The sequence below is a fragment of the Acinetobacter sp. UNC436CL71CviS28 genome (genome assembly GCF_000620525.1).
GTDB lineage: Bacteria > Pseudomonadota > Gammaproteobacteria > Pseudomonadales > Moraxellaceae > Acinetobacter > Acinetobacter radioresistens.
The window spans coordinates 45,932-67,511 of sequence record NZ_JIBB01000010.1 but is presented as its reverse complement, the minus strand read 5'-3'; the positions used below and the strand labels follow the sequence as shown (position 1 = coordinate 67,511).

General features: G+C 41.2%; 25 protein-coding genes and 1 pseudogene. 17 read left to right on the top strand and 9 right to left on the bottom strand.

The window, feature by feature from the left end; translation table 11 throughout:
- Positions 1–17: 17 nt before the first annotated feature.
- Together N518_RS0105470 and N518_RS0105465 are read left to right on the top strand one after the other, a co-directional pair.
- On the top strand, positions 18–800 hold the full coding sequence (locus N518_RS0105470; protein WP_026056687.1) for a Rossmann-like and DUF2520 domain-containing protein: 783 nt from the start codon (positions 18–20) through the stop codon (positions 798–800).
- A 50-nt stretch (positions 801–850) separates the two neighbouring features.
- On the top strand, positions 851–1,525 hold the full coding sequence (locus tag N518_RS0105465) for a class I SAM-dependent methyltransferase (protein ID WP_026444041.1): 675 nt from the start codon (positions 851–853) through the stop codon (positions 1,523–1,525).
- Between the two features lie 38 nt (positions 1,526–1,563).
- Here N518_RS0105465 and trmB read toward each other — a convergent pair whose 3' ends face one another.
- On the bottom strand, positions 1,564–2,280 hold the full coding sequence (gene trmB, locus N518_RS0105460; RefSeq protein WP_026444040.1) for a tRNA (guanosine(46)-N7)-methyltransferase TrmB: 717 nt from the start codon (positions 2,278–2,280) through the stop codon (positions 1,564–1,566).
- Between the two features lie 262 nt (positions 2,281–2,542).
- Here trmB and N518_RS0105455 point away from each other — a divergent pair, with 262 nt between their 5' ends.
- Positions 2,543–3,154, top strand: coding sequence for a glutathione binding-like protein (locus N518_RS0105455; RefSeq protein WP_005014936.1), 612 nt, complete (start codon positions 2,543–2,545; stop codon positions 3,152–3,154).
- A gap of 48 nt (positions 3,155–3,202) precedes the next feature.
- On the opposite strand, the gene N518_RS0105450 is transcribed toward N518_RS0105455, so the two are convergent.
- The 5 genes and pseudogenes from N518_RS0105450 to N518_RS0105430 form a co-directional block, all read right to left on the bottom strand.
- On the bottom strand, positions 3,203–3,988 hold the full coding sequence (locus N518_RS0105450) for a thiazole synthase (RefSeq protein WP_005025409.1): 786 nt from the start codon (positions 3,986–3,988) through the stop codon (positions 3,203–3,205).
- Positions 3,989–4,002: 14 nt separating this feature from the next.
- Entirely contained in the window at positions 4,003–4,200 is a 198-nt protein-coding gene (gene thiS, locus N518_RS0105445) for a sulfur carrier protein ThiS (protein ID WP_005014927.1), read from the bottom strand.
- Positions 4,201–4,216: 16 nt separating this feature from the next.
- Positions 4,217–4,581: pseudogene (locus tag N518_RS16115) on the bottom strand (DUF423 domain-containing protein).
- A 133-nt stretch (positions 4,582–4,714) separates the two neighbouring features.
- A complete protein-coding gene (rpoH, locus tag N518_RS0105435; protein ID WP_005014925.1) occupies positions 4,715–5,584 on the bottom strand; it encodes an RNA polymerase sigma factor RpoH in 870 nt (289 codons plus the stop codon).
- A gap of 134 nt (positions 5,585–5,718) precedes the next feature.
- Positions 5,719–5,958 carry a sulfurtransferase TusA family protein gene (locus tag N518_RS0105430; RefSeq protein WP_005014924.1) on the bottom strand — a complete coding sequence of 80 codons (240 nt, stop codon included), beginning with the start codon at positions 5,956–5,958 and terminating at the stop codon, positions 5,719–5,721.
- A gap of 387 nt (positions 5,959–6,345) precedes the next feature.
- On the opposite strand from N518_RS0105430, the gene N518_RS0105425 reads away from it, so the two are divergent.
- Both N518_RS0105425 and rhlB read left to right on the top strand, forming a co-directional pair.
- On the top strand, positions 6,346–6,558 hold the full coding sequence (locus tag N518_RS0105425; protein WP_005014923.1) for a cold-shock protein: 213 nt from the start codon (positions 6,346–6,348) through the stop codon (positions 6,556–6,558).
- Positions 6,559–6,659: 101 nt separating this feature from the next.
- Positions 6,660–7,811: an ATP-dependent RNA helicase RhlB gene (gene rhlB / locus N518_RS0105420; RefSeq protein WP_005014921.1), complete on the top strand. Its 1,152-nt coding sequence runs from the start codon at positions 6,660–6,662 to the stop codon at positions 7,809–7,811.
- A 58-nt stretch (positions 7,812–7,869) separates the two neighbouring features.
- Here rhlB and N518_RS0105415 read toward each other — a convergent pair whose 3' ends face one another.
- Positions 7,870–8,253 carry a hypothetical protein gene (locus tag N518_RS0105415; protein WP_005014919.1) on the bottom strand — a complete coding sequence of 128 codons (384 nt, stop codon included), beginning with the start codon at positions 8,251–8,253 and terminating at the stop codon, positions 7,870–7,872.
- 208 nt (positions 8,254–8,461) lie between these two features.
- Between N518_RS0105415 and N518_RS0105410 the strand changes: the two genes are divergently transcribed.
- The 12 genes from N518_RS0105410 to N518_RS0105355 all read left to right on the top strand — a co-directional run bounded on the left by N518_RS0105410 (position 8,462) and on the right by N518_RS0105355 (position 20,864).
- Positions 8,462–9,037, top strand: a complete 576-nt coding sequence (locus tag N518_RS0105410) for a nitroreductase family protein (protein ID WP_005014917.1) — start codon at positions 8,462–8,464, stop codon at positions 9,035–9,037.
- A gap of 38 nt (positions 9,038–9,075) precedes the next feature.
- The gene (locus N518_RS0105405) at positions 9,076–10,149 is read left to right on the top strand and encodes an NAD(P)H-dependent glycerol-3-phosphate dehydrogenase (RefSeq protein ID WP_005014915.1); all 1,074 of its coding nucleotides are present in this window, start codon (positions 9,076–9,078) and stop codon (positions 10,147–10,149) included.
- A 67-nt stretch (positions 10,150–10,216) separates the two neighbouring features.
- Positions 10,217–10,672, top strand: a complete 456-nt coding sequence (locus N518_RS0105400) for a phosphoglycerate mutase family protein (protein WP_005014914.1) — start codon at positions 10,217–10,219, stop codon at positions 10,670–10,672.
- A gap of 31 nt (positions 10,673–10,703) precedes the next feature.
- Positions 10,704–11,846, top strand: a complete 1,143-nt coding sequence (gspL, locus tag N518_RS0105395; RefSeq protein ID WP_005014911.1) for a type II secretion system protein GspL — start codon at positions 10,704–10,706, stop codon at positions 11,844–11,846.
- Positions 11,846–12,325: a type II secretion system protein GspM gene (gene gspM, locus N518_RS0105390; protein WP_005014909.1), complete on the top strand. Its 480-nt coding sequence runs from the start codon at positions 11,846–11,848 to the stop codon at positions 12,323–12,325. Before gspL ends, gspM begins: the two co-directional genes overlap by 1 nt.
- A gap of 90 nt (positions 12,326–12,415) precedes the next feature.
- Positions 12,416–13,420, top strand: a complete 1,005-nt coding sequence (locus tag N518_RS0105385; protein ID WP_010700201.1) for a quinone-dependent dihydroorotate dehydrogenase — start codon at positions 12,416–12,418, stop codon at positions 13,418–13,420.
- A 3-nt stretch (positions 13,421–13,423) separates the two neighbouring features.
- Complete coding sequence (locus N518_RS0105380; RefSeq protein WP_005014905.1) at positions 13,424–14,011, top strand: CvpA family protein; 588 nt, start codon at positions 13,424–13,426, stop codon at positions 14,009–14,011.
- Between the two features lie 24 nt (positions 14,012–14,035).
- Positions 14,036–15,574 (top strand): amidophosphoribosyltransferase, encoded by a 1,539-nt coding sequence (gene purF / locus N518_RS0105375; protein WP_005014903.1) that lies wholly within the window; start codon positions 14,036–14,038, stop codon positions 15,572–15,574.
- An 80-nt stretch (positions 15,575–15,654) separates the two neighbouring features.
- Positions 15,655–17,544, top strand: coding sequence for a M48 family metalloprotease (locus N518_RS0105370; protein WP_005014901.1), 1,890 nt, complete (start codon positions 15,655–15,657; stop codon positions 17,542–17,544).
- Positions 17,545–17,675: 131 nt separating this feature from the next.
- On the top strand, positions 17,676–18,347 hold the full coding sequence (locus N518_RS0105365) for a hypothetical protein (protein WP_005014895.1): 672 nt from the start codon (positions 17,676–17,678) through the stop codon (positions 18,345–18,347).
- Between the two features lie 21 nt (positions 18,348–18,368).
- Complete coding sequence (locus tag N518_RS0105360; RefSeq protein ID WP_005014893.1) at positions 18,369–19,340, top strand: 2-hydroxyacid dehydrogenase; 972 nt, start codon at positions 18,369–18,371, stop codon at positions 19,338–19,340.
- 81 nt (positions 19,341–19,421) lie between these two features.
- Complete coding sequence (locus N518_RS0105355) at positions 19,422–20,864, top strand: M48 family metalloprotease (protein WP_026444039.1); 1,443 nt, start codon at positions 19,422–19,424, stop codon at positions 20,862–20,864.
- 18 nt (positions 20,865–20,882) lie between these two features.
- On the opposite strand, the gene N518_RS0105350 is transcribed toward N518_RS0105355, so the two are convergent.
- Positions 20,883–21,329: a GatB/YqeY domain-containing protein gene (locus tag N518_RS0105350; protein WP_026444038.1), complete on the bottom strand. Its 447-nt coding sequence runs from the start codon at positions 21,327–21,329 to the stop codon at positions 20,883–20,885.
- Positions 21,330–21,363: 34 nt separating this feature from the next.
- Entirely contained in the window at positions 21,364–21,579 is a 216-nt protein-coding gene (gene rpsU, locus N518_RS0105345; RefSeq protein WP_001136722.1) for a 30S ribosomal protein S21, read from the bottom strand.
- Position 21,580: the final 1 nt, after the last annotated feature.

Genomic DNA, 21,580 nt, shown 5'->3' with positions numbered 1-21,580 from the left:
TTCACTATCAGTCTTTTATGCGTATTAGTTTTATCGGTTCAGGCAAGGTAGCGACTCATCTGGCACGGGGACTTGCAAAACAGCATCAAATTGTTCAGGTGTTCAGCCGTAATCTGGATCATGCCAGAAAACTTGCAGAGCAATTCAATGCTGAACCAATTGACCACTATCATGATATCAATTCACAGATTGACCTGATAATTATTGCAGTAAGTGATCAGGCAATTACAGAAACAATTGTTCAGTTAGCTCCGTATTTATCAAGCAGTCTCGTCGTACATACATCCGGAAGTACCGCCTTAAATATCCTATCGCAACATTATTCTCATGCAGGTGTTCTATATCCATTGCAGACTTTCAGTTTTGAACGTGAGATTGACTGGCAGACTACTCCAATATTTATTGAGGCAACTGAAGCTAAAAATCTGGAAATCCTTAAATATTTAGCAAATAGCCTAAGTCGAAGTATATATAACTATTCTTCAGCCCAGCGTTTAAGTCTGCATCTCGCTGCTGTATTTGCCTGTAATTTTACTAACTATTGTTATGATCTGGCCAAACAGATAGTAGACCAGCAACAGGTAGATTTTTCGCTGCTTTATCCCTTGATCAGTGAAACTGCCCAGAAGGCACTGCAACATGATCCACATTTAATGCAAACTGGTCCTGCAGTGCGTGGAGACCAGAATATCCTTAATATGCATATGCAGCTACTTAATCACGCTGAGCGTGAAGATTTAAGGGAAATATACCAATTGATGAGTCAAAGTATTTTAAAATCACATCAATGTATTAAATAAAAATATTAAATTCGCTCAAACTTGGAGCAGTAAAAAAACAGGACCGAAGTATGGCAAAGGATTTTAATAGCTCCAAGGTTGTGAACACTTATAATGAGCACATCCGTAAACTGATTCCAGGTTATGAGTTGGTACATCAGCAAATTCAGGCTTTATTGAAAGCTTACATTGCCGGTAACCAAGTACACCTATTAATTATAGGTTGCGGTACTGGCTATGAGCTGGGTTATCTGCTTCAGCAATTTCCAGAGTGGAAATTTACTGCAATTGATATATCTGACACCATGCTTGATAAGGCCAAACAATATGTTCAACAGTTTGATGGCAATAATCGAGTAAATTTTATTCTGGGTGATATGAGTCAGCTAGATACTGATCAGAATTTTGATGCAGCCTTATCTATATTAGTCACACATTTTATTAGTTATACTGAGAAATCTAAATTTTTAAAACAGATCTATGAGACCTTAAAACCAGGCGGAATGTTTATAACTTTTGATCTGGTAAAAATAGTATCACTGCAGGAAAAACTCAGCTTAAAGTATATATGTGAAAATAACGGTCTCAGTGAAAAGCAGACTGAAACCATGCTTCAACGTTTAGAGGGTGATTTTTTCGATTTGTCTGAACAGGAGACTTTCCAGCTTTTAAAACAGGCTGGCTTTAGCCAAGTCAAAAGATTTACCCAGCTTTTATGTTATGAGGGGTTTATTGCACAGCGTTAAGCTGGCGAATACTTTAATTCACCAGCTTGTTTTTTCAATCATTGAATCTTTTTAAAAATAAAGTCATTAATTTTGTGGCCCGCTTCAATGCCACGGCGCTCAAATTTGGTTTGTGGACGCCAGTCCGGACGTGGATAACTATGACCTTTTCCTGCAAGGTTTTCCAGCCTAGGACGATTGTCTAGAACCTCAAGCATCCATTCTGCATAAGGTTCCCAGTCAGTAGCCGAGTGGAAGGTACCACCGAGTTCAAGCTTTTGTTCAACCAGTCCCATACGTTCATGAGCTACAAAACGGCGTTTGAAGTGGCGTTTTTTCTGCCAGGGATCTGGGAAATACAGCTGAATGCAGTTGATACTGTTATCTGGCATTTCACGCAGTACCTGAATAGCATCGGCATCCAGTAAACGCAGATTTTTTAGTCCTGCCATACCTGCTTCATAGACACATTGTGCTATACCGGGCACATGTACTTCAATCCCTATAAAATTACGCTCAGGATTGGCTTTGGCCATAAGCACTAGCGAACGGCCCATACCAAAACCAATTTCTACAGTCAGCGGGCGTTCAGGGTATTCAAAGTGTTGACGTAAGTCACCCACTGGATACTCTAAAATCAAATTACGATACTGTTCCAGAGCTGTGCGCTGTGAAGTATTTAGCGGTGAGGAGCGACGCATAAATGTCACAATTTCACGATGTTCAGGCAAATTGTCCAGTTCGGTAATTTGCGTTTCTAACTGATCGGTTGACATAATCTTGGCAGTACTAAAATCTGAAAACGCTATTTTAAAGACTGAAAAGGGCAAGTCAAATTTTTTGCACTCACTTAAGCTTAAAACATGCAGGTACTAAAAATAGCACTTTAAAACTTGAAAAATTATTGAATATTCTCAATATTGTATAAAGTAAATTTTATTTCAATATTTACGCTTTTTTGCAATTTATAACTTTGTTGACTTGAAAGTCTTTATGAAGCGTTTTAAAACATTATGAGTTAAATAACAAGGATCATATATGAAGCTTTATTATTCTCCAGGTGCATGTTCACTCGCAGCGCATATTATTTTAAATGAAATTAATGTTGATTTTGATTTAGAGCGAGTGAATTTAAAAACTCATAAAACAGAAAAAGGTACTGATTATTACGAAATCAATCCAAAGGGTTATGTGCCTGCGCTTGAGATCAATCCGGGTCTAATTTTAACTGAAAATGTAGCCATTCTTCCTTTTCTTGCCCAGCATGACCCAAAACAGGATCTAATTCCGCCATCAGGCATGGGACGTGCCAAAGTACTTGAATGGCTGGGATATCTGAATTCTGAACTGCATGACGCTTACGCTGTATTTTTTACAGGTAAACTGGGGGATGATGAAAAAGAAAAGGCCTATGCTGAGGTTGACCGACTACTAACGTATATTGACAATTATCTAGAAAACTGGGAATGCGATTATCTGGTTGATGATAATTTTGGTCCGGCTGATGCTTATCTATTTGTACTCACCAACTGGTCAAATCATATTGAACATGACCTGAGCCCATATAAGAATATTGTGGCTTTACGCAACAAAATTGCAGAACGTCAATCTGTTCAGATTGCAATGCGTGATGAAGGCTTGATTCCTTAAGCTGGTTGCTTTAAAAAGGACTCATATTGAGTCCTTTTTTTATTAATACTATTTAAAGAAGTAGCCCGTCTCTGGGGAGCTAGCATTTGCCATACGTTTACGTGGCATACGACCAGCCAGATATGCTTCACGGCCAGCTTCAACTGCTTTTTTCATAGCAGAGGCCATTACTACCGGTTGCTGTGCAGCAGCAATTGCAGTGTTCATGAGTACACCATCACAACCAAGCTCCATAGCAATTGCAGCGTCACTTGCTGTACCTACTCCTGCATCAACCAGTACCGGGACTTTGGCATTTTCTTTAATAATCGAAATAGTATGAGGATTCAGAATTCCCAAACCTGAGCCAATCAGGCTACCAAGTGGCATAATCGCTACACAGCCCATACTTTCGAGTTCTTGGGCTACGATTGGGTCATCCGAGGTATAAACCATAATCTCGAAACCATCGTCAATCAGGGTACGTGCAGCTTTTAGTGTAGCTGTAACATTCGGATATAATGTTTTTTCATCACCTAGTACTTCAAGCTTGACCAGATTATGGCCATCAAGTAATTCACGTGCCAGCATACAGGTACGAATGGCACTATCAGCATCAAAGCAGCCTGCTGTATTCGGTAAGATCGTATATTTTTCTGGAGGAATAACAGAGAGCAGGTTAGGTTGATCTGGATGCTGTCCAATATTCACGCGCCGGATGGCAACAGTTACTATTTCAGCACCACTTGCCTGAATAGCCAAATCAGTTTCATTTAAGTCTTTATATTTTCCGGTGCCAACCAGCAAACGTGAACTGAATTGACGGGAACCAATAATTAAAGGGGTATCTTGCATGGAAGAGCTCCAGATTAGCCGCCACCGACAGCGTGAATAATTTCAATACGATCTTGATCCGAAATAGGGGTATGTTCCAGTTTGCTTTTAGGAATGATCATTTCATTCATTTCTACTGCAAAACGCTTACCCTCTAGTGCAAGTGACTGGACCAATTCTAAAAGGTTCTGGCAGGGCGTATGCATAAGTTCGCCATTTAAATAGATCTGCATACCATTATTTCCATTCTTATCTTAAATATTTAAATGCATTCCAGGCCAGCAATAACCATCCACCAATCATCAGCGCCCCCCAATAGGTGTAATCGCGCCAAGACCACGCGGAAGCCCTAGAGCCATAATATATAGTGAGCCACAAAACAGAAAAATACCAAACTGGATGAGCAGGAAACTGCCTTTAATTGGGAGTTGAGGCAAAGTCTTACTTATCACACCTAAAATCAATAAGCCTAAAGCATGATAAAAAAAGTATTCTGTTGCTGTGTGCCACCAAGCCAGTTGAGCTTCACTGGCACGAGTCTTTAAACCGTGTGCACCAAAAGCACCTACCATGACCGCCAAGGCAAGGTTGAGTGCGGAGATTGCAATCCACATAAGCCATAACCACCTGAAAAACTAGATGAACATTAACATAGATTTATATAGAGAATAAGGCTAATAAATAACAAAAATGAGAAACTAAAAAATAAGAAAGGGCAATAAATGCCCTTGGCTTTTGAGAAAATAATCAGGTTGCAGACATGGCAACCTTGATTTTTTCCATCGCATTTTTTTCTAACTGACGGATACGTTCTGCTGAAACATTATATTCTGCTGCCAGTTCATGTAGGGTTGACTTGTCATCATCGAGCCAGCGGCGTTGCAGGATATTCCGTGAACGGTCATCTAACTGATCCATAGCATTATGTAATGCCGAGTTGCTCTGTTCTTCCCAGTCCTCGTCTTCTACCAGACGGGCAGGATCATAGCGGCTGTCTTCCAGATAAAGTACCGGCGCCACATGACTAGATGAATCATCATCGTCATCACCTTGTGCCTCAAAAGCAGCATCATAGGCAGTAAGACGGCCTTCCATTTCCAGAACCTGCTCTGGTGTTACATTTAAATCATTTGCGATTGAGCGCGCTTCTTCGAGCGTTAACTTTTTACTGGACTTTTTCAAGCTACGCAAATTAAAAAATAATTTACGCTGTGCTTTAGTGGTGGCAATTTTTACAATACGCCAGTTACGAATAACGTATTCATGTATTTCGGCTTTAATCCAGTGAACTGCAAAAGACACCAAGCGTACACCCATGCTTGGATCAAAGCGTTTGACTGCTTTCATTAGTCCCAGATTACCTTCTTGAATCAGGTCACCCTGAGGCAAGCCGTAACCTGCATAACTGCGTGCAATGTGAACAACGAAACGCAGGTGCGACATGACCAGCATTTTCGCTGCATCTAGATCCTGATCATAATAATAACGTTCAGCAAGTTCTTTTTCCTGCTCGGCTGTTAAAATGGGGATCTGGTTAACGGTGCTAATATATGCACCGAGATTGACCCCTGGCGCAGATAATGACAGGGGCATCAATTGATTGCTGCTGTCACTCATGAGTTCTCCTTGTAGGACGATAATCGTACCAATGCATTTATCTTAATCGGAAAGATTTCCATAATTAAGGAATATTGGGTAGAAAAATGTAAAGTTTTATACCTTTAACACTGTATTATCTTAAAGGAAAATAATTAAGATTCAATTAAATAGTGGTATTCTTGAGCATGATTCTGAGTCAGGGTACATTTAATCTGATGGAGCCGGCAGTAACGTACAATATCTATCTCGCTATTTGGATCGGAAGCTTTTAAAATAAAGATAAATGGCGCCTTGGTTTGCTTTAAGGCCCGTTTTAACATTAGTAGTGGCATTGGGCAGGGCTGACCCAATGCATCGATTTCTACAGGGGTTGCCCCAAAAGTTTCGTTCATAATCTGAACTCAGAAAAAATTAGCTTTCATAAAAGGTATTTTAGCAAATAAAATCAGCTGACTGAATTTGCATTAGGAATCAATAGTAAAATATTTAAAAATAGAATTCAGTTCAATTATCATACAAAAACATAAACGAACGTAAAGAAGAATTCATTAAAAAAACTATTAATTGTCATAAACCCATGCTAAGCTCGTTGCGTACTTAGGGATTACCACTACCTAAATTGTGGTGAAACTTAAATATTTATGGATGTAACCGGGAATTTGTTAATAGTTTTACAGAATGATTACAAGCTTAGAAATAATAACTATTTTTAAATCTTGTTTGCTCTGCTGTTTGCAACACCGGAAGGTCCTTTAATTGAAGCAACTGAGGATTGACTTATGACAGCTCGTGAACAAGGCGTAGTAAAGTGGTTTAACGACACTAAAGGTTTTGGTTTTATTCAGCGTAACGGTGGTGATGACGTATTTGTTCATTTCCGTGCGATTATGGGTGAAGGCCATCGCTCACTACGTGACGGTCAACGCGTTGAATTCAGCGTAGTAAAAGGTCAAAAAGGTTTTCAGGCTGAAGAAGTGCAGCCTTTAGACTAATTCATCAATTTTGATTGATGAGAGGCGCTCCAATTTTCGTATTGGGGCGTTTTTGTTTATAATGAACGCCAATTTGGGTGATTAATAGTTAGAGCACGTATATGGCATCTGGTTTTGAAACCTTGAATTTACATCCGAAACTGAAAAAAGCGATTGATGCTTTAGGGTTCAAGGAAATGACTCCTATCCAGCAGAAGGTGTTAAATTATACCTTGGCTGGACACGATGCAATTGGTCGTGCGCAAACTGGTACGGGTAAAACCGCAGCCTTCCTGATCAGTGTAATCAATGATCTGCTTAATAATCCGATTAAAGAACAGCGTTATCGTGGTGAGGCAAGAGCCCTAATCCTGGCTCCTACACGTGAACTGGCTCTGCAAATTGAAAGTGATGCTAAAGAGTTAACCAAATTCACAGATCTGCATCTGGTTACATTACTGGGTGGTGTAGATTTTGATAAGCAGAAAAAGCAGCTTGATCAGAATTTTGTCGACATTATTGTGGCAACTCCAGGACGTTTGATAGATTTTGTAGAACAAAAAGAGGTTTGGCTGGACCAGATCGAATTTTTAGTGATTGATGAAGCTGACCGTCTGCTGGATATGGGATTCATTCCTTCAGTGAAAAGGATTGTACGGTTTTCACCTCGTAAAGAACAACGTCAGACTCTAATGTTCTCGGCTACATTCAGTTATGATGTACTGAACTTGGCTCAGCAATGGTTATTCGAGCCTGTTACAGTAGAAATTGAACCTGAAAAGAAAACCAATGCCGACGTTGAACAACGTGTGTATATGGTAGCGAACCGGGACAAATATAAGCTGCTACAAGAAATTTTACGTGATGAACCAATTGAAAAGGTTATGATCTTTGCAAATCGTCGTGACCAGGTGCGCCGTCTCTATGATCATTTGAAAAAGGATGGTTACAAAGTCGTTATGCTTTCAGGTGAAATTGCTCAGGATAAACGGCTGAAAATGCTGGATCAGTTCAAAAATGGCAAGCATAACATTATGATTGCTACTGATGTGGCCGGACGCGGTATTCATGTTGATAATGTTTCACATGTTATTAATTTTACTTTACCTGAACAGTCAGATGATTATGTTCATCGTATTGGTCGTACTGGTCGTGCTGGTGCACAGGGTGTTAGTATCAGCTTTTTATCAGAAGACGATGCGTTTTATCTGCCAGCCATTGAAAAAGCAATTGGACAGAAACTGCCACTTACTCGTTTAGATGGTTATTGTTAATTAAAGTGTTTAAATGAATTATCCCGGTCAATATGCCGGGATTTTCTATGAAGCTTATTTATGAATTAGTGCGACAGTAAAACGTTAATACAGTCTGATAATCGTCGTCGCGGGAGATATCTGTACGGTTACCGGTAATCGCACCGAGCACACCAGCAGCAGCTTGTACCATTTGGCCAGTCTGCTCATCCACCACGCCTTTGAGTACACCGTTATAACTGGTTTTCTCATCTACAACTACAGCAGTTGCTTTACTGCCACAAGTGCTGTTAGCTGCACTAATAGCATTATTTTTAGAAATAATATTGGTTTTACCAATTCCAGTCACTTCATACTGATTATTTTCCTTCTGAATTGCCAGACTGTTTTTTGGGGTGGTAGCACAGGCGGTCAGCATGAGCGAAGCTGCAAATAGGGAACCCAAACTTAGAATTTTTTTCATCATACACCCTAAAACTATTATTAAAAGATTGGAACTATTTGAGCATATTTACTCTGAATCATATTGAATGGGTTGTATGGAAATTGAAGTTTTATAGATATTATTTGTGAAAGCTGTTAAAAGCGCTACTGGCAGATTGTCTGTAACTCAATAAAATGAAAAGATTGTGCTAATCTAGTTTGATCTTGAATCTTATATTTAAAAATTAATGGCAGACAATACTGTAGAGCTGATTCATCACAATATTCATCAGCGGCAATCAATTGGACATCTGGTTGAACCTGCTCCAAATGCAGAACAGCTTGAACTCGCCTTTCAGGCAGCATTAACAGCACCAGACCATCACCGCTTAAAACCGACTCATTTTGTGGTTATTGCATCTGAGCAGCGCGAAACATTTGGTGAACTATTATCACAGGCAGTGGCTGATATGGGTACAATGGAAGCAGCACAGATTGAACGGGTAAAGAATCATCCTTTGCGTGCTCCGTTACTGGTCTTGGCGTTAACCCGTTTTCAAGATCACCCAAAAGTTCCTTATTTTGAACAAACATTAAGTTCAGGAGCAGCTATCCAGAACTTTTTGCTTTCCCTGCAAGCGCAAGGGTTTTCAACAATGTGGCGTTCAGGTGCTGTGGTAGAGTCCAGCTTGCTAAAAAAAGCTTTGAATTTGCGTGAACATGATTTAATTTCAGGCATTATCTATATTGGTACAGCAGCTAAAGCAATTGCACCGCGTACAGAGATAGATACACAGAATTTTGTAAGTTACTGGTCTGAATGATTTTGTTTCCATAGTATGGAACATGAAGGATAAAAATAATGTCAGAGTTGAAGTTTAGCGATCTGGTTGAACCTGTTGAAATTGACCGTAAAACTGCATTAAGAATCACTGTACTGGGTGGTGGAAGTTTTGGTACAGCTATGGCTAATATTTCTGTACGCAATGGTTGTGATACCAAGATCTGGATTCGCGATGAAGAAATTGCCCGGGAAATTAACCGGACACATATCAACCAGCGCTACTTGCCAGATTATCCTTTAGAGAAAGAATTGCAGGCAGTATCTGATCTTGAAGAGGCAGTACGCGACCGTGATATTATTCTGGTAGCCATTCCAAGCCATTCTTTTCGGGATGTTATACAAAAAATTAAACCTTTTATCAGTGCGCAGGCAGTGGTTTCGCTTACGAAAGGAATTGAAGCTAAAACCTTTAGCTTTATGAGTGACATTATTCGTGATGAGTTGCCAGAAGTTCCTTATGGAGTGCTTTCAGGCCCGAACCTGGCAAAAGAAATTATGGCAGGTATGCCGGCGGGTACAGTAATCGCCAGCCACTCGGAACTGGTGCGTTATGCGATGCAACAGGCTTTACATAGCGCTTTATTTCGTGTTTTTGGCAGTGATGACGTACATGGAGTAGAGCTTGGCGGTGCTTTAAAAAATATTTATGCAGTCGCGATGGGAATGGCGGCGGCCTATAATGTAGGTGAAAACACCAAAAGTATGATTATTACACGTGCCTTGGCTGAAATGAGCCGTTTTGCTGTCAAATTGGGTGCTAATCCTTTAACATTTTTAGGTTTATCTGGTGTTGGTGACCTGTTTGCTACCTGTAACAGTCCACTCAGCCGTAACTATCAAGTGGGTTTTGCTCTGGGTAAAGGCAAAACTTTAGAACAGGCTACGCAGGAATTAGGACAAACTGCGGAAGGGATCAATACTATCGTTCAGGTACGTACACGAGCACAAGAGCTTGAGGTATATATGCCGATCACTAATGCTTTGTATGAAGTTATTTTTGAAAATGCGCCGCCACTAACAATAGCCTTATCTTTGATGAAAAATGGTCATCGCAGTGATGTAGAATTTGTGTTGCCACATAATCAGGTCTAATCATCAAGACATATCATAAATGTCATGAAAAAACGTTATGATAGGTCTGAAGTAATGGGGATAGTATATGCAATTGGTTCTGATTCGACATGGTGAGGCAGCCCATCCGCTGCAAGTAACCGACAGCAAGCGACCTTTGACTGAGCGGGGTCATACACAGGCTGAGGAAACTGGAAAATATTTGAAAGATCTGATACAGCCAGAGGTTTTTGTTGTGAGTCCGTTATTACGGGCACAAGAAACCTTGGTCCATATTCAAAAGAATTTCCCTGATGTTCCGGTACTGGTCTGTGATAAAATTAAACCAGATGATCAGGCAAAAGATGCGATTGACTGGCTAGCACAACTACCTTACCAGTCGATTACTGTCGTGTGTCATATGAATGTTATTGCACATATTGCCGAGCAGCTTATTCATGAGCCATTTCATCCTTTTGCACTGGCTGAAGCGCGAATTTATGAACTTCCCGTAATTGCAAATGGCCTGGCAGTCCAACAGCAGAACTTTATTCCAGTACATTAAAATAAATTAGAAAAATGGTAGATCAGACTTAATGTTGTATTTATGGATGCCAGAAGCCAATGGAGTTTGGCAATGGTCAAATGGGGATGCCTGGAGTGAGAGCTCGAGTCTTGAACAGCTGATTCAGGAAATTAAAATATATCAAGGTGAAGAAATAGTTGTTTTTTTCCCAAGTCGCGGGCTACAACTGCTTCAGCAGCAGATGAGTAAATCTCAATATAAGCAGCTTGGTACAGAAGGGGTACGCTATCTGCTGGAAGAGTATGTAATACAGCCGATTGATCAGCTAAAAGTACTGCACTATTTTCAGGCTGCTGAAGAACGATTAACAGTCATGGGAGTAGCACTGAATTTAGTAGAAACATTACTGCATTCACTGAATTTACTTCCTTTAAAAGTTGCTGCACTTTTGCCAGATTTCCTGGTTTTACCCCAGCCTGATCCCGGTGAAACTATACTTGCAAATATTCATCAGCGGTTACTTGCACGTGAAAATGAGTTTAGTGGCAATTCAATAGATGAGCTTGGAGTTTATCTGGAATTTATTCATCCGGAGACCCGTTTCCGTTGTAGCGGGCTGAGTCCAGATCAGCAAATAGTACTAGATGCAGTAACTACTCAAGAGCAGAGACAGTACTTTAGTTATCAGTTCGAGCCTATTAAAAAGCCTAAACAGCATCCCTTCAATATTTTGCCTAAAGCACAAAAAAGTGAACAGTTTTCTGGTTATTGGAAAGCTTGTGCAGCAGTATTTTGTGCCATTCTTATAGTACAGTTGAGTTATGATGTATTACGCTGGTCAAAATTAAAAAAACTGGCTGATCAGACTGCGATACAGGCAATTGACCAGTATCAAGACTGGTTTGGACCCAATAGCCGTATTACTGAAGAAAATATACAAAGTCAGTTTGAAAGCCAATTGCGTATGAGCCGTAGTGCAAATACTGAGGCACTGCAAATTTTGAGCCGGGTTGGCCCAATCTTGGCCCAGCAGCAGATTCTGGCAGAGCGGGTAGGATATGAGTCATCAATATTAAGTCTTGATTTGAAAGCCAGTTCATCTGAACAGTTGCAGGCACTTACCCAGCAGTTAAACCAGCAAGGTTTTAAAGCTGAACTTGGTAATGTACAAACCCAGGGGGCGGGAGTAATCGGTTTGGTGAAAGTACAATAATGAAAATATTTGAGAAAATAGACCATTCATGGAAAAACCTAGCTGAGCGTATAGAAGACTATCTGGACGGACTTTCTCTGCGCGAAAGAATCATGGTAATTTTTACCACAGTCTTTGTGCTGGTCACAGCCGTTGGATGGTCACTCTGGACCATGCATAAAGCTGCGGATGACCAGCAAAAACGTTTAAATGACCTCAAGGATCTTATGGTCCGGATGCAGACCAATGCAGTAACCATGAAACCAGCGGGAGAGTCGCAGCTGACGCCGGTAGAGAAGGTGCAGCGTATTTCTCAACAGCAGGGGTTATCAGCCAGTATCCAGGCCACCGGAAAGCAGCTTCAGATTTCAGTGCAGCATGATAATTATGCTGTATTAGCCAACTTCCTAACCCAAATGGCACAGATGGGTTTAAATATTGAAAAAATGGAGCTTATAAATCAAAACCAGCAAATCAGGCTCATTGTGACCGTGCAATAAGCTGTAAAAATAAACATAGTTCAGGCATAGCCTTTTATGTAACCTGTGCCTATAATATGGCAACTTGTAAAGCGGTAGATTTTTGCTGATATGTTCTATTCTCTGGCCCGCCCCATGTTGTTTTCGCTAGCACCAGAGCGTGCACATGAACTGACCTTATCATTGCTAAAATCAGCCCATAAGTTTGGAATTGGACATCAGACAGTTGCCCATAAGCCTGTGACCTGTATGGGAATCGAATTTCCCAACCCGGTCGGACTAGCAGCAGGTTTGGATAAAAATGGCGCTTATATTGATGCTTTAGCTGCATTGGGTTTCGGTTTTATTGAAATCGGAACAGTTACTCCACGTCCCCAAACCGGTAATGCTCAGCCACGTTTATTTAGGATTCCTGAGGCAAAGGCCATCATTAACCGTATGGGTTTTAATAATGATGGTGTTGATCGGCTGGTTGAGAATGTAAAAGCAGCGAAATATAAAGGCATTCTGGGAATTAACATCGGTAAAAACGCTGATACCCCTGTAGAAAATGCAGTTTCGGACTATCTGACCTGTCTTGAAAAAGTATATAATTATGCTTCTTATGTGACAGTAAATATTTCTTCCCCAAATACCAAAAATTTACGCGATCTGCAAAGTGGTCATGCTTTGACCGAGTTGCTTAAAACATTGAAAAACCGACAGCTTGAGCTCGCAGAGCAATATCAGCATTATGTGCCTCTAGTTTTAAAAGTTGCGCCGGATCTGAGCCAGCAGGATATTGAATTTATTGCTTCCCAGCTGGTTATCTTCAAAATTGATGGGCTGATTGTGACCAACACTACTTTATCCCGTGAAGGAGTAGAGGGTTTGGCCTGTGCAGATGAGAGCGGTGGATTGTCTGGTGCACCAGTATTTGAGAAAAGTAACCAGTGTTTGCAGGAATTTGCGAAAAGACTAAAAGGTCAGGTCGCTCTGGTGGGTGTGGGTGGGATTGTGTCTGGAAACCAGGCTGCTGTAAAACAACAGTATGGTGCCCAGCTTGTACAGATTTACAGTGGTCTTATCTATACTGGACCAAATTTGATCAAAGACTGTGTTGATGCCATGAATTAATTTATGAATACCATCGATATAGTTATCCTGATTATCCTGCTCATTGGAGGGCTCAACGGTTTGCGACAAGGATTTGTAAAGGCCTTTGCGAACTTGGTAGGATGGGTATTTGCACTGATTATTGGTGCAAAATATGCCAATATTCTCGCGCCTTCTATGGTGGTACTCAGTCATGATCCGGTGGTCCAGAAAATTGCCGCCTTTGCATTTATTGCCCTGATCATTGTTGTGCTGACTTGGATTGTCACTGCATTTCTGAATGGTATTCTGAAAACTTTTAAATTAGGTCCATTAAACCGTTTGGCTGGTGGAGCTTTTGGTTCGCTTAAAGGCCTGCTGGTAGTCTTGATTACTATGCAAGGCTTGGGCCCTTGGGTGGAAAGTTCTCCTCACTGGAAGCAGTCCAGACTGATACAAGCTTTATTACCTTATGCGCCTATGGCAACTGAAATTTCTAAAAATGTGGCGAATCATGCATTAGATGAAATGAAGTCTGAACAACAGCCTGCATCTTCTCCTTCTCGGCGTGAGTCCAATGATACAGCTGCCAGTGAGCGTTCAAACCATTCAACAAATAATCCTTTTTATTAATCCTAGCCTGTCTGCGAGGTTGTTATGTGTGGAGTAGTTGGTATAGCCGGTAAAGCGCCAGTTAACCAAATGTTGTTTGATGCTTTGACGATGTTGCAACATCGTGGACAAGATGCAGCTGGGATTGTAACCTGCCATGAAGGACGTCTTTTCTTGAGAAAAGATAATGGTATGGTACGCGATGTATTCCATACGCGTCATATGCGCGCCTTGCTGGGTAATTACGGCATCGGACATGTACGTTATCCTACTGCGGGTTCATCAAGTAGTGCCGAAGCCCAGCCATTTTATGTAAATTCACCTTATGGGATTACCTTGGCACATAACGGTAATCTGGTAAATGCAAAAGACATTCATGAAGACCTGTTCAAAACTGACTTGCGTCATATGAACACTGATTCGGATTCAGAAGTGCTGCTTAATGTGTTTGCCCATGAGTTACAGAAGAGTGGCAAGTTAGAGCCATGTGCAGAAGATATTTTCCATGCTGTAAGCCGTGTGCATGATCGCTGTAAGGGAGCTTACGGTGTAGTAGCCATGATTACGGGACATGGTGTAGTCGGGTTTCGCGATCCTAACGGGATTCGCCCTTTAATTTATGGATCACGTGAAACAGAAGAAGGTACTGAATATATTATTGCTTCAGAATCTGTGGCAATTACTGCGCTGGGTTTTAAAATCGAGCGTGATGTAGCACCAGGCGAGGCCATCTTTATTGATTCACAAGGTCAGCTATTTACCCAGCAATGTGCCAAGAACCCTTCTTATCGTCCATGTATCTTTGAATATGTTTATTTCGCACGTCCTGATGCCATTATTGATGGTATTTCGGTGTATAAATCCCGTTTACGCATGGGAGAAACACTTGCAGCAAAAATTTTGCGTGAATGGGGCGAAAATCATGATATTGACGTGGTGATTCCTATTCCAGATACCAGCCGTACATCTGCATTGGAGTTAGCTAATATTCTCGGGGTGAAATTCCGCGAAGGTTTTATGAAGAACCGCTATATCGGACGAACCTTCATCATGCCGGGGCAGCAGCAGCGTAAGAAATCTGTACGCCAAAAATTAAACCCGGTTGAGTTGGAATTCAAAGGCAAAAATGTCTTGCTGGTAGATGACTCAATTGTTCGCGGTACTACCTGTAACGAAATCATTCAGATGGCACGTGATTCTGGAGCCAAACAGGTCTTTTTTGCTTCGGCTGCACCAGAAGTTATGTATCCGAATGTTTACGGGATTGACATGCCAGCCAAATTTGAACTGATTGCGTCAGGCCGGAGTGTTGAGGAAGTGCGTGAAATTATTGGTGCTGACCGTTTGATTTTCCAGGATCTGGAAGACTTGAAAGATGCGGTTCGTACTAAGAAAGTTCCTCATCTGACCGAGTTTGATTGCTCTGTATTTGATGGTATATATGTGACAGGCAATATTGATGAAATTTATCTGGAAGATCTGGAAAAATTGAGAAACGATATGGCCAAAAAGGGTAAAGACCCGTATATCGATGTCAATATTGATGCCGCTTCTGTTGATTTGACCGGAATCAGGGAAGAGTAAGCGCAAACACGTTAAAAAGCGGGTCTTGCCCGCTTTTTTACTTTAAGATAGGCAAAACAATGTAATTAGGAAATTTTACATTGAAAGACGTCAGCCATTATTTAATTACTAATAAAAATATGATGTGGTCCATGAGCATTTGTCTGCTTGCGAGCATCTTAAGTATATTTATTCTCAATAGCCTGTTGGGTCTAATAGTTCATTTTTTTGATCCTGAACAAGCTGTCATGTGGCATGTATTCAGCCCTTATCTGATCTTATTGTTATTACTGGTAATGGGTGGTTCGGTTGCCTATGAACGCTATGTATTTCGTTCTGGGGGGCATACGCTTGCTAAACAGCTAAAAGCTCGGCGTCTTAATCTGATTGAAAGCACACCTGAGGAAAGTGTAGCCATTCATTTAAATGAACATTTGGCACAAAAGTTCATGATCAATCCTCCAACTTTATATGTGCTGCCGGATGAGATCGGTGTAAATGCTTTAACCGCTGGCTTCCATCCCCAAGATATTGTAATTGTGTTGACATGGGGAGCATTGCAAAACCTCGATGAGCTAGAACTTTATGGGTTACTCAGTCATGAGTTTAACCAGATACTTTCTGGCGAAACAGCTGAAAATACCCGGCTTAAGATCGTTTATAGTAGCCTGACTACTTTTAGCCAATGGGGGAGTAAAATTGCCAAATTGGGGTTTCGAAAAACTACTATTAATAAACGTCACCAATTTGAAACAACGTTTGTCGCAATAGGAGGTATTATCTGGCTGGTTGGCAGTTTGGGCGTGTTGGTGACTCGTCTGATCAAATATCTGACTTTAGGTGGACGTACCTTCCGGAATGATTTTAAAACCAAGCGTCTCATTCAAAACGATGCCAATATTCAGACTTTACTCCGAATTTATGTGCATCATGCAGGTTCACAGATTCATAGTGAATATTCAGAATCAATTGCCCATATGTGTTTTGCCAACTCATTGAGTCCGCAGAGCTGGATGAATATTCATCCCAATATTGAAGAAAGAATTTATGAACTAAATCCTGCCTTACTACAAGACTTGCAGCTTGAAAACCTGAAAAAGCTGCGTAGCCAACCATTTTTTAGCCTGTTTCGTTCTCTAGAAGAAATTAATGGAGAAGTCTACAATCCTTGGACTTCTCCACAACCGCTACCTTTATTACGTTTGTCTCCTATCAGCTTTGCTATTAATGATGCAATCAAACCTCTCAAGCCTGAAATACGTCGTGGCATGAAGCGCCCCGAGCTGATCCAGCGTGCTATGTTGACTGCTACTGGGTCAAGAGAAGTTATGGTTGCGATCTTGATGATTCGTCAATATCGGGAATTTATTCCTAAAGAAGCTGAAGTTAGCCGTGCAATTGTGGATGCATTGCTGAATCTGGACGGTCGTGTACATATCCAGATTTTTTTAGAGGCCTGTAAAAATATTGGTCATATGCCCGCATCTATTGCCCGTCAATTTCTAACCCGACTGGCAAAAATTATTCAAGAAGATGGCGAAATTGGACTACTCGATGCTTTATTGCTCGAAAAAGTTAAATATGAGCTAAATCTGATGCCTTTGCACATGCCTGTATCTTTAGAAGACGCTAAACCGCAGATTGTACGGCTGGTCGACGCACTATTGCATGTACAGCAGATTAATAGTCCAAACCAGCTAGATGTGCGATATAGAATTTTACAGCAGGTTCTTACTCTGGATGAGCTGTCTTTATATGAAGAAATTTCTGATGAGCCGCTCGATTTGGCAGAGATTTTAAATGATATTGCGGGGCTATTACTGCGTGACCGGTTAAGTATGCTGGGAATTGCCGAGCTTTGCCTGTGGCATGACCGGATTATTACCCAAGATGAGCTCGATGTACTAGAGTTGCTCTACTGGCGATTGGGTTTTGAAACCAGAGAAATTATTGACCAGATGCAAAAGAAGAATAGTGTCATGATTATTTGAAACTGGTGACGATTTTATTAAATCAGAATATGCACCATGATGAATGAATAAAATATCTGAACCGGCCAGAAACTACAGCAAAGCATATAAAAGCCCGTTAGAATAGCTTTCAGGAAAATTAGGGTAGTAACATGATTGGGCATGAGCGGAAAATACTGGCAACTTTAGGAATTGATGTCTGGATTCCTCGAGGTACTGTATCAGCACGCCTTGGCAATACACCAATCTGGCGTGATCAGACAGCACGGGTTGAGCCGTTACATTTTCATGATCATGTAAAAGATGTTAAGCCTGATTCTGCTACAGAAAACCTGCAAAAAAAAATCACGGATATTGTTGAGCAGGTAGCTGTTGATAAACTACCACCCCAAGCTGAAAAAGAGCACCTGTCAGCAGCTTCCAAGGATGCAAATGCTGTAGAGGCTGTCAATCCTATAGTAGAAGTTGAAGCTTTTAGTGTGCAGGCTTATAGTTTGGCGCACTGTACAATTTTAATAAATGCTACCCGTCTAACTGAGCCGCAGCAACAGCTATGGTTAAATATTCAGCGTAGCTTGTCAGGACAGTATAGTTTGCTGGAATGGCCTTTCCCATTGCCCAATTTTCAGGATAATCGTGGTGTAGGTTGCTATGTACAAGGTTTTATTGATGCTATTGCCTATGAAAAATCAGTGTTAAGCCTAGGTGATATTCCATATCTGAATCATTCAAAAGTTATCCGTTTAGCCAGTTTGCAGGAAATGCTGGATAAACCGTTACTGAAGAAACGCCTGTGGCAATTTATGTATAAAAAGATGGAATAGCAGAGAAATAGGAATACAAAAATGGATAAAAAGCGCGTAGTCGTATTTAGCCAGATTGATCAGGCCATTCTTGAGCGTTTGCAACAGCAATATGAAGTTCAGGTATTAAATCCTAAATCAGGTGATATTAATGAGCAAATCCGTCAGGCAGTAACAAATGCTGATGGCATGATTGGTTCGGGACGAGTGCTGAATAAATCTAACCTGGCGAGTGCACAGCAGCTTAAGGTTATTTCAACTGTAAGTGTTGGTTATGATAATTATGATGTGGATTATCTAAACCAGAAAAAAATCTGGCTTTCAAATACTCCGCATGTCTTAACAGAGACTACTGCTGATTTGGCTTTTAGTTTATTGATGAGTGCAGCACGCAGAGTACCTTATCTGGACCAATGGACCAAGCAGGGTCAGTGGAAACGTACGGCGGGTACTGAGCAGTTTGGTCAAGATATTTTTGGCAAAACTTTAGGTATTATTGGTTTGGGGAATATTGGTGCGGCAGTCGCACGTCGTGGACATTATGGTTTTAATATGGATATTCTGTATCATAACCGCCGTGAGCAACCTGAACTTGCCCAGCCTCTTGCAGCAAAATATTGTTCAATGAGTGAACTGCTTCAGCACTCTGATTTTATAGTCATGGCAGTCGACTTAAATCATGAATCTAAAGCTCTCATCGGCCAGGCAGAATTTGATCAGATGCAATCCCATGCTGTATTCGTCAATATTGCACGTGGTTCAGTTATAGATGAAGCAGCACTGATCAATACTCTAAAACAGAACAAGATTTTTGCTGCCGGTCTGGATGTTTATAGCAAAGAACCTTTACAAGAATCTGAACTTTTTAACCTGTCGAATGTTGTTACTCTGCCTCATGTGGGTTCTGCAACTGGAGAAACCCGTAAAAAAATGGCCGAGCTGGCTTATCAGAACTTGGTACAGGCTCTAGAAGGCCAAATTCCACGGTATCTGGTTAACCCTGGCTTTAACTAAAGCTTCATAACACTTCACTGCATTTTTCTTCAATATTGAGTGTTATATTAGCTAAAGATGAATTCAGCTATGGAATCAAGATTGAAAAAGTTTTTGCTTGCAGCAGGACTGAGCAGTCTGACCACTTTCAGTCCAGCACTTACTTTTGACGCTCCTTCTTCATTTGGTCAGGTAGAAGTACCTGATATTGGTGGAGGAGTAGGGTTAATTGATCAGCAGCAAGAACGCTTCATTGGTGAAAAAGTTTATCGTGAAGTTCATAAACAAATGCCGGTCATGCAAAACCCCTGGCTTGAAGACCAGTTATATTCTATTTTCACCCGTATTTTAAGTCAGACTCAAGCAGGGCAGCCAATTGGACTAGTACTAATTAAAGATTCTCAAATTAATGCTTTCGCTGTGCCGGGCGGGCTGTTTGCAATTAATACGGGGATGGTAACTTCCGCCCGTAATATTGATGAGGTGGCAGGGGTGATGGCGCATGAGATTGCGCATGTTACCCAGCGCCATTACAGCCGTTCTAAAGAGGCATTTAAAGGCCAAGGGCTGCTTGCACTGGCTGGTGTTTTGGTGGGAGCAGCCATTGCTTCACAGGCTGATGGAGAAGCAGGCACAGCAGTTATGCTCGGTACTCAAGCTGCCTTAATGGATAAACAGCTAACCTACAGCCGCAACCAGGAACGTGAAGCAGACCGTATAGGCATGCAATATATGTACTCGGCTGGCTACAATCCACAAGGCATGGCAGATTTTTTTGAGCTGATGAACCGTTCTACTAGCCGTGTCAGTTTTATGCCAGACTTTTGGCTCACTCATCCCTTAACCTCACAGCGCATGAGCGAAGCAAGACTACGGGCTAACCAGTTGCCTAAAGTAAAAAGTAGTTTATCTGACCCTGATTTTGAAATTGTTAAGCTTTATACTGCGGTGGTCGCTCATCAGGCAACTGAAAATCAGCTGTCTATTTTGGCAAAACAGGGCAGCTTTGCAGGCCAGTTGGCGTTAGCTGCATTTTATGAACAGCAGGGCGATTATGGTCAGGCACAAACAGCATTAAATCAGGCAAAAATGGCAAACCGTCCACATCCGCTGATTTCTCTTATACAGATTGATATTTATCTTGGACAAAACAAGATAGATCTGGCTTTAAATACAATTAGCCCGTTACAGCGCATCATGCCAGAAAATCGGTCATTAGCTTATAAACTGGCTGAAGTACTAATCCGGCAACAGCAGCCAATACAAGTAATTAAACTGGTACAGCGCTTTACTAATAATAATCCAAGAGATGTATATGGATGGCATTTAATGCAACAGGCAGCTGCACTTGAGCCGGCTTCAGCCTTAAAAGCTGTGAATGTATTACGTTATCGTGCTGAGGTGGAATACTGGAGTGGAGAAGAAGAAGCGGCAATTAAGTCGATGTTGCATGCACAGCGACTGGCAAAAAATAATAATGCGATGTCTGCCAGAATTGATGCGCGATTAAATCAGATGCAACAGGAGCGCCAATTAAAAATCTAAATGATAGAGACCAGGACGTTAAGAAAGCTTGACCTTGATTTTACCTGAAACAGCAGAAGGGTCGGCACGTCCGGCTATGATCGGACGTAGAGAATTCATCACCTTACCCATATCTTTCATGCTAGTCGCTCCTTGAGCAGCAATTGTTTGCTCAATGAGAGAATCAAGTTCTTCCTCAGTCATAGCTGCTGGTAGAAATTGGGAAATAATCTCAATCTCGGCTTGTTCTTTACTAGCTAAATCTTCGCGGCCAGCGCCCTGATAGGCTTTTACTGACTCTTTACGTTGCTTGATCTGTTTCTCAATGACCGCAAGAACCTGAGAATCATCAAGCTCTTTGCGTTCATCAATTTCGATTTGCTTGATGGCTGCCTGCAGACCACGAAAAACAGTCACTGTTGCCATAGCTTTGGCACGCATTGCAGTTTTCAATGCATCAGTAATCTGTTCTTTTAAAGTAGTCATAATATTTTCCAGGCAGTAATCAGTCACAAATTAATTAGTAAAGGCGAGTAGTACGTACAGATTCACGAGCCAGTTTTTTCTGGTAACGCTTAACTGCAGCAGCTTTTTTACGCTTACGTTCTTGAGTTGGTTTTTCGTAGAATTCACGCTTACGAACGTCAGCAAGAACACCTGCTTTTTCGCATGAACGTTTGAAACGACGGATAGCTACGTCTACTGGTTCGCCTTCTTTCAACTTAACTTGTGGCATG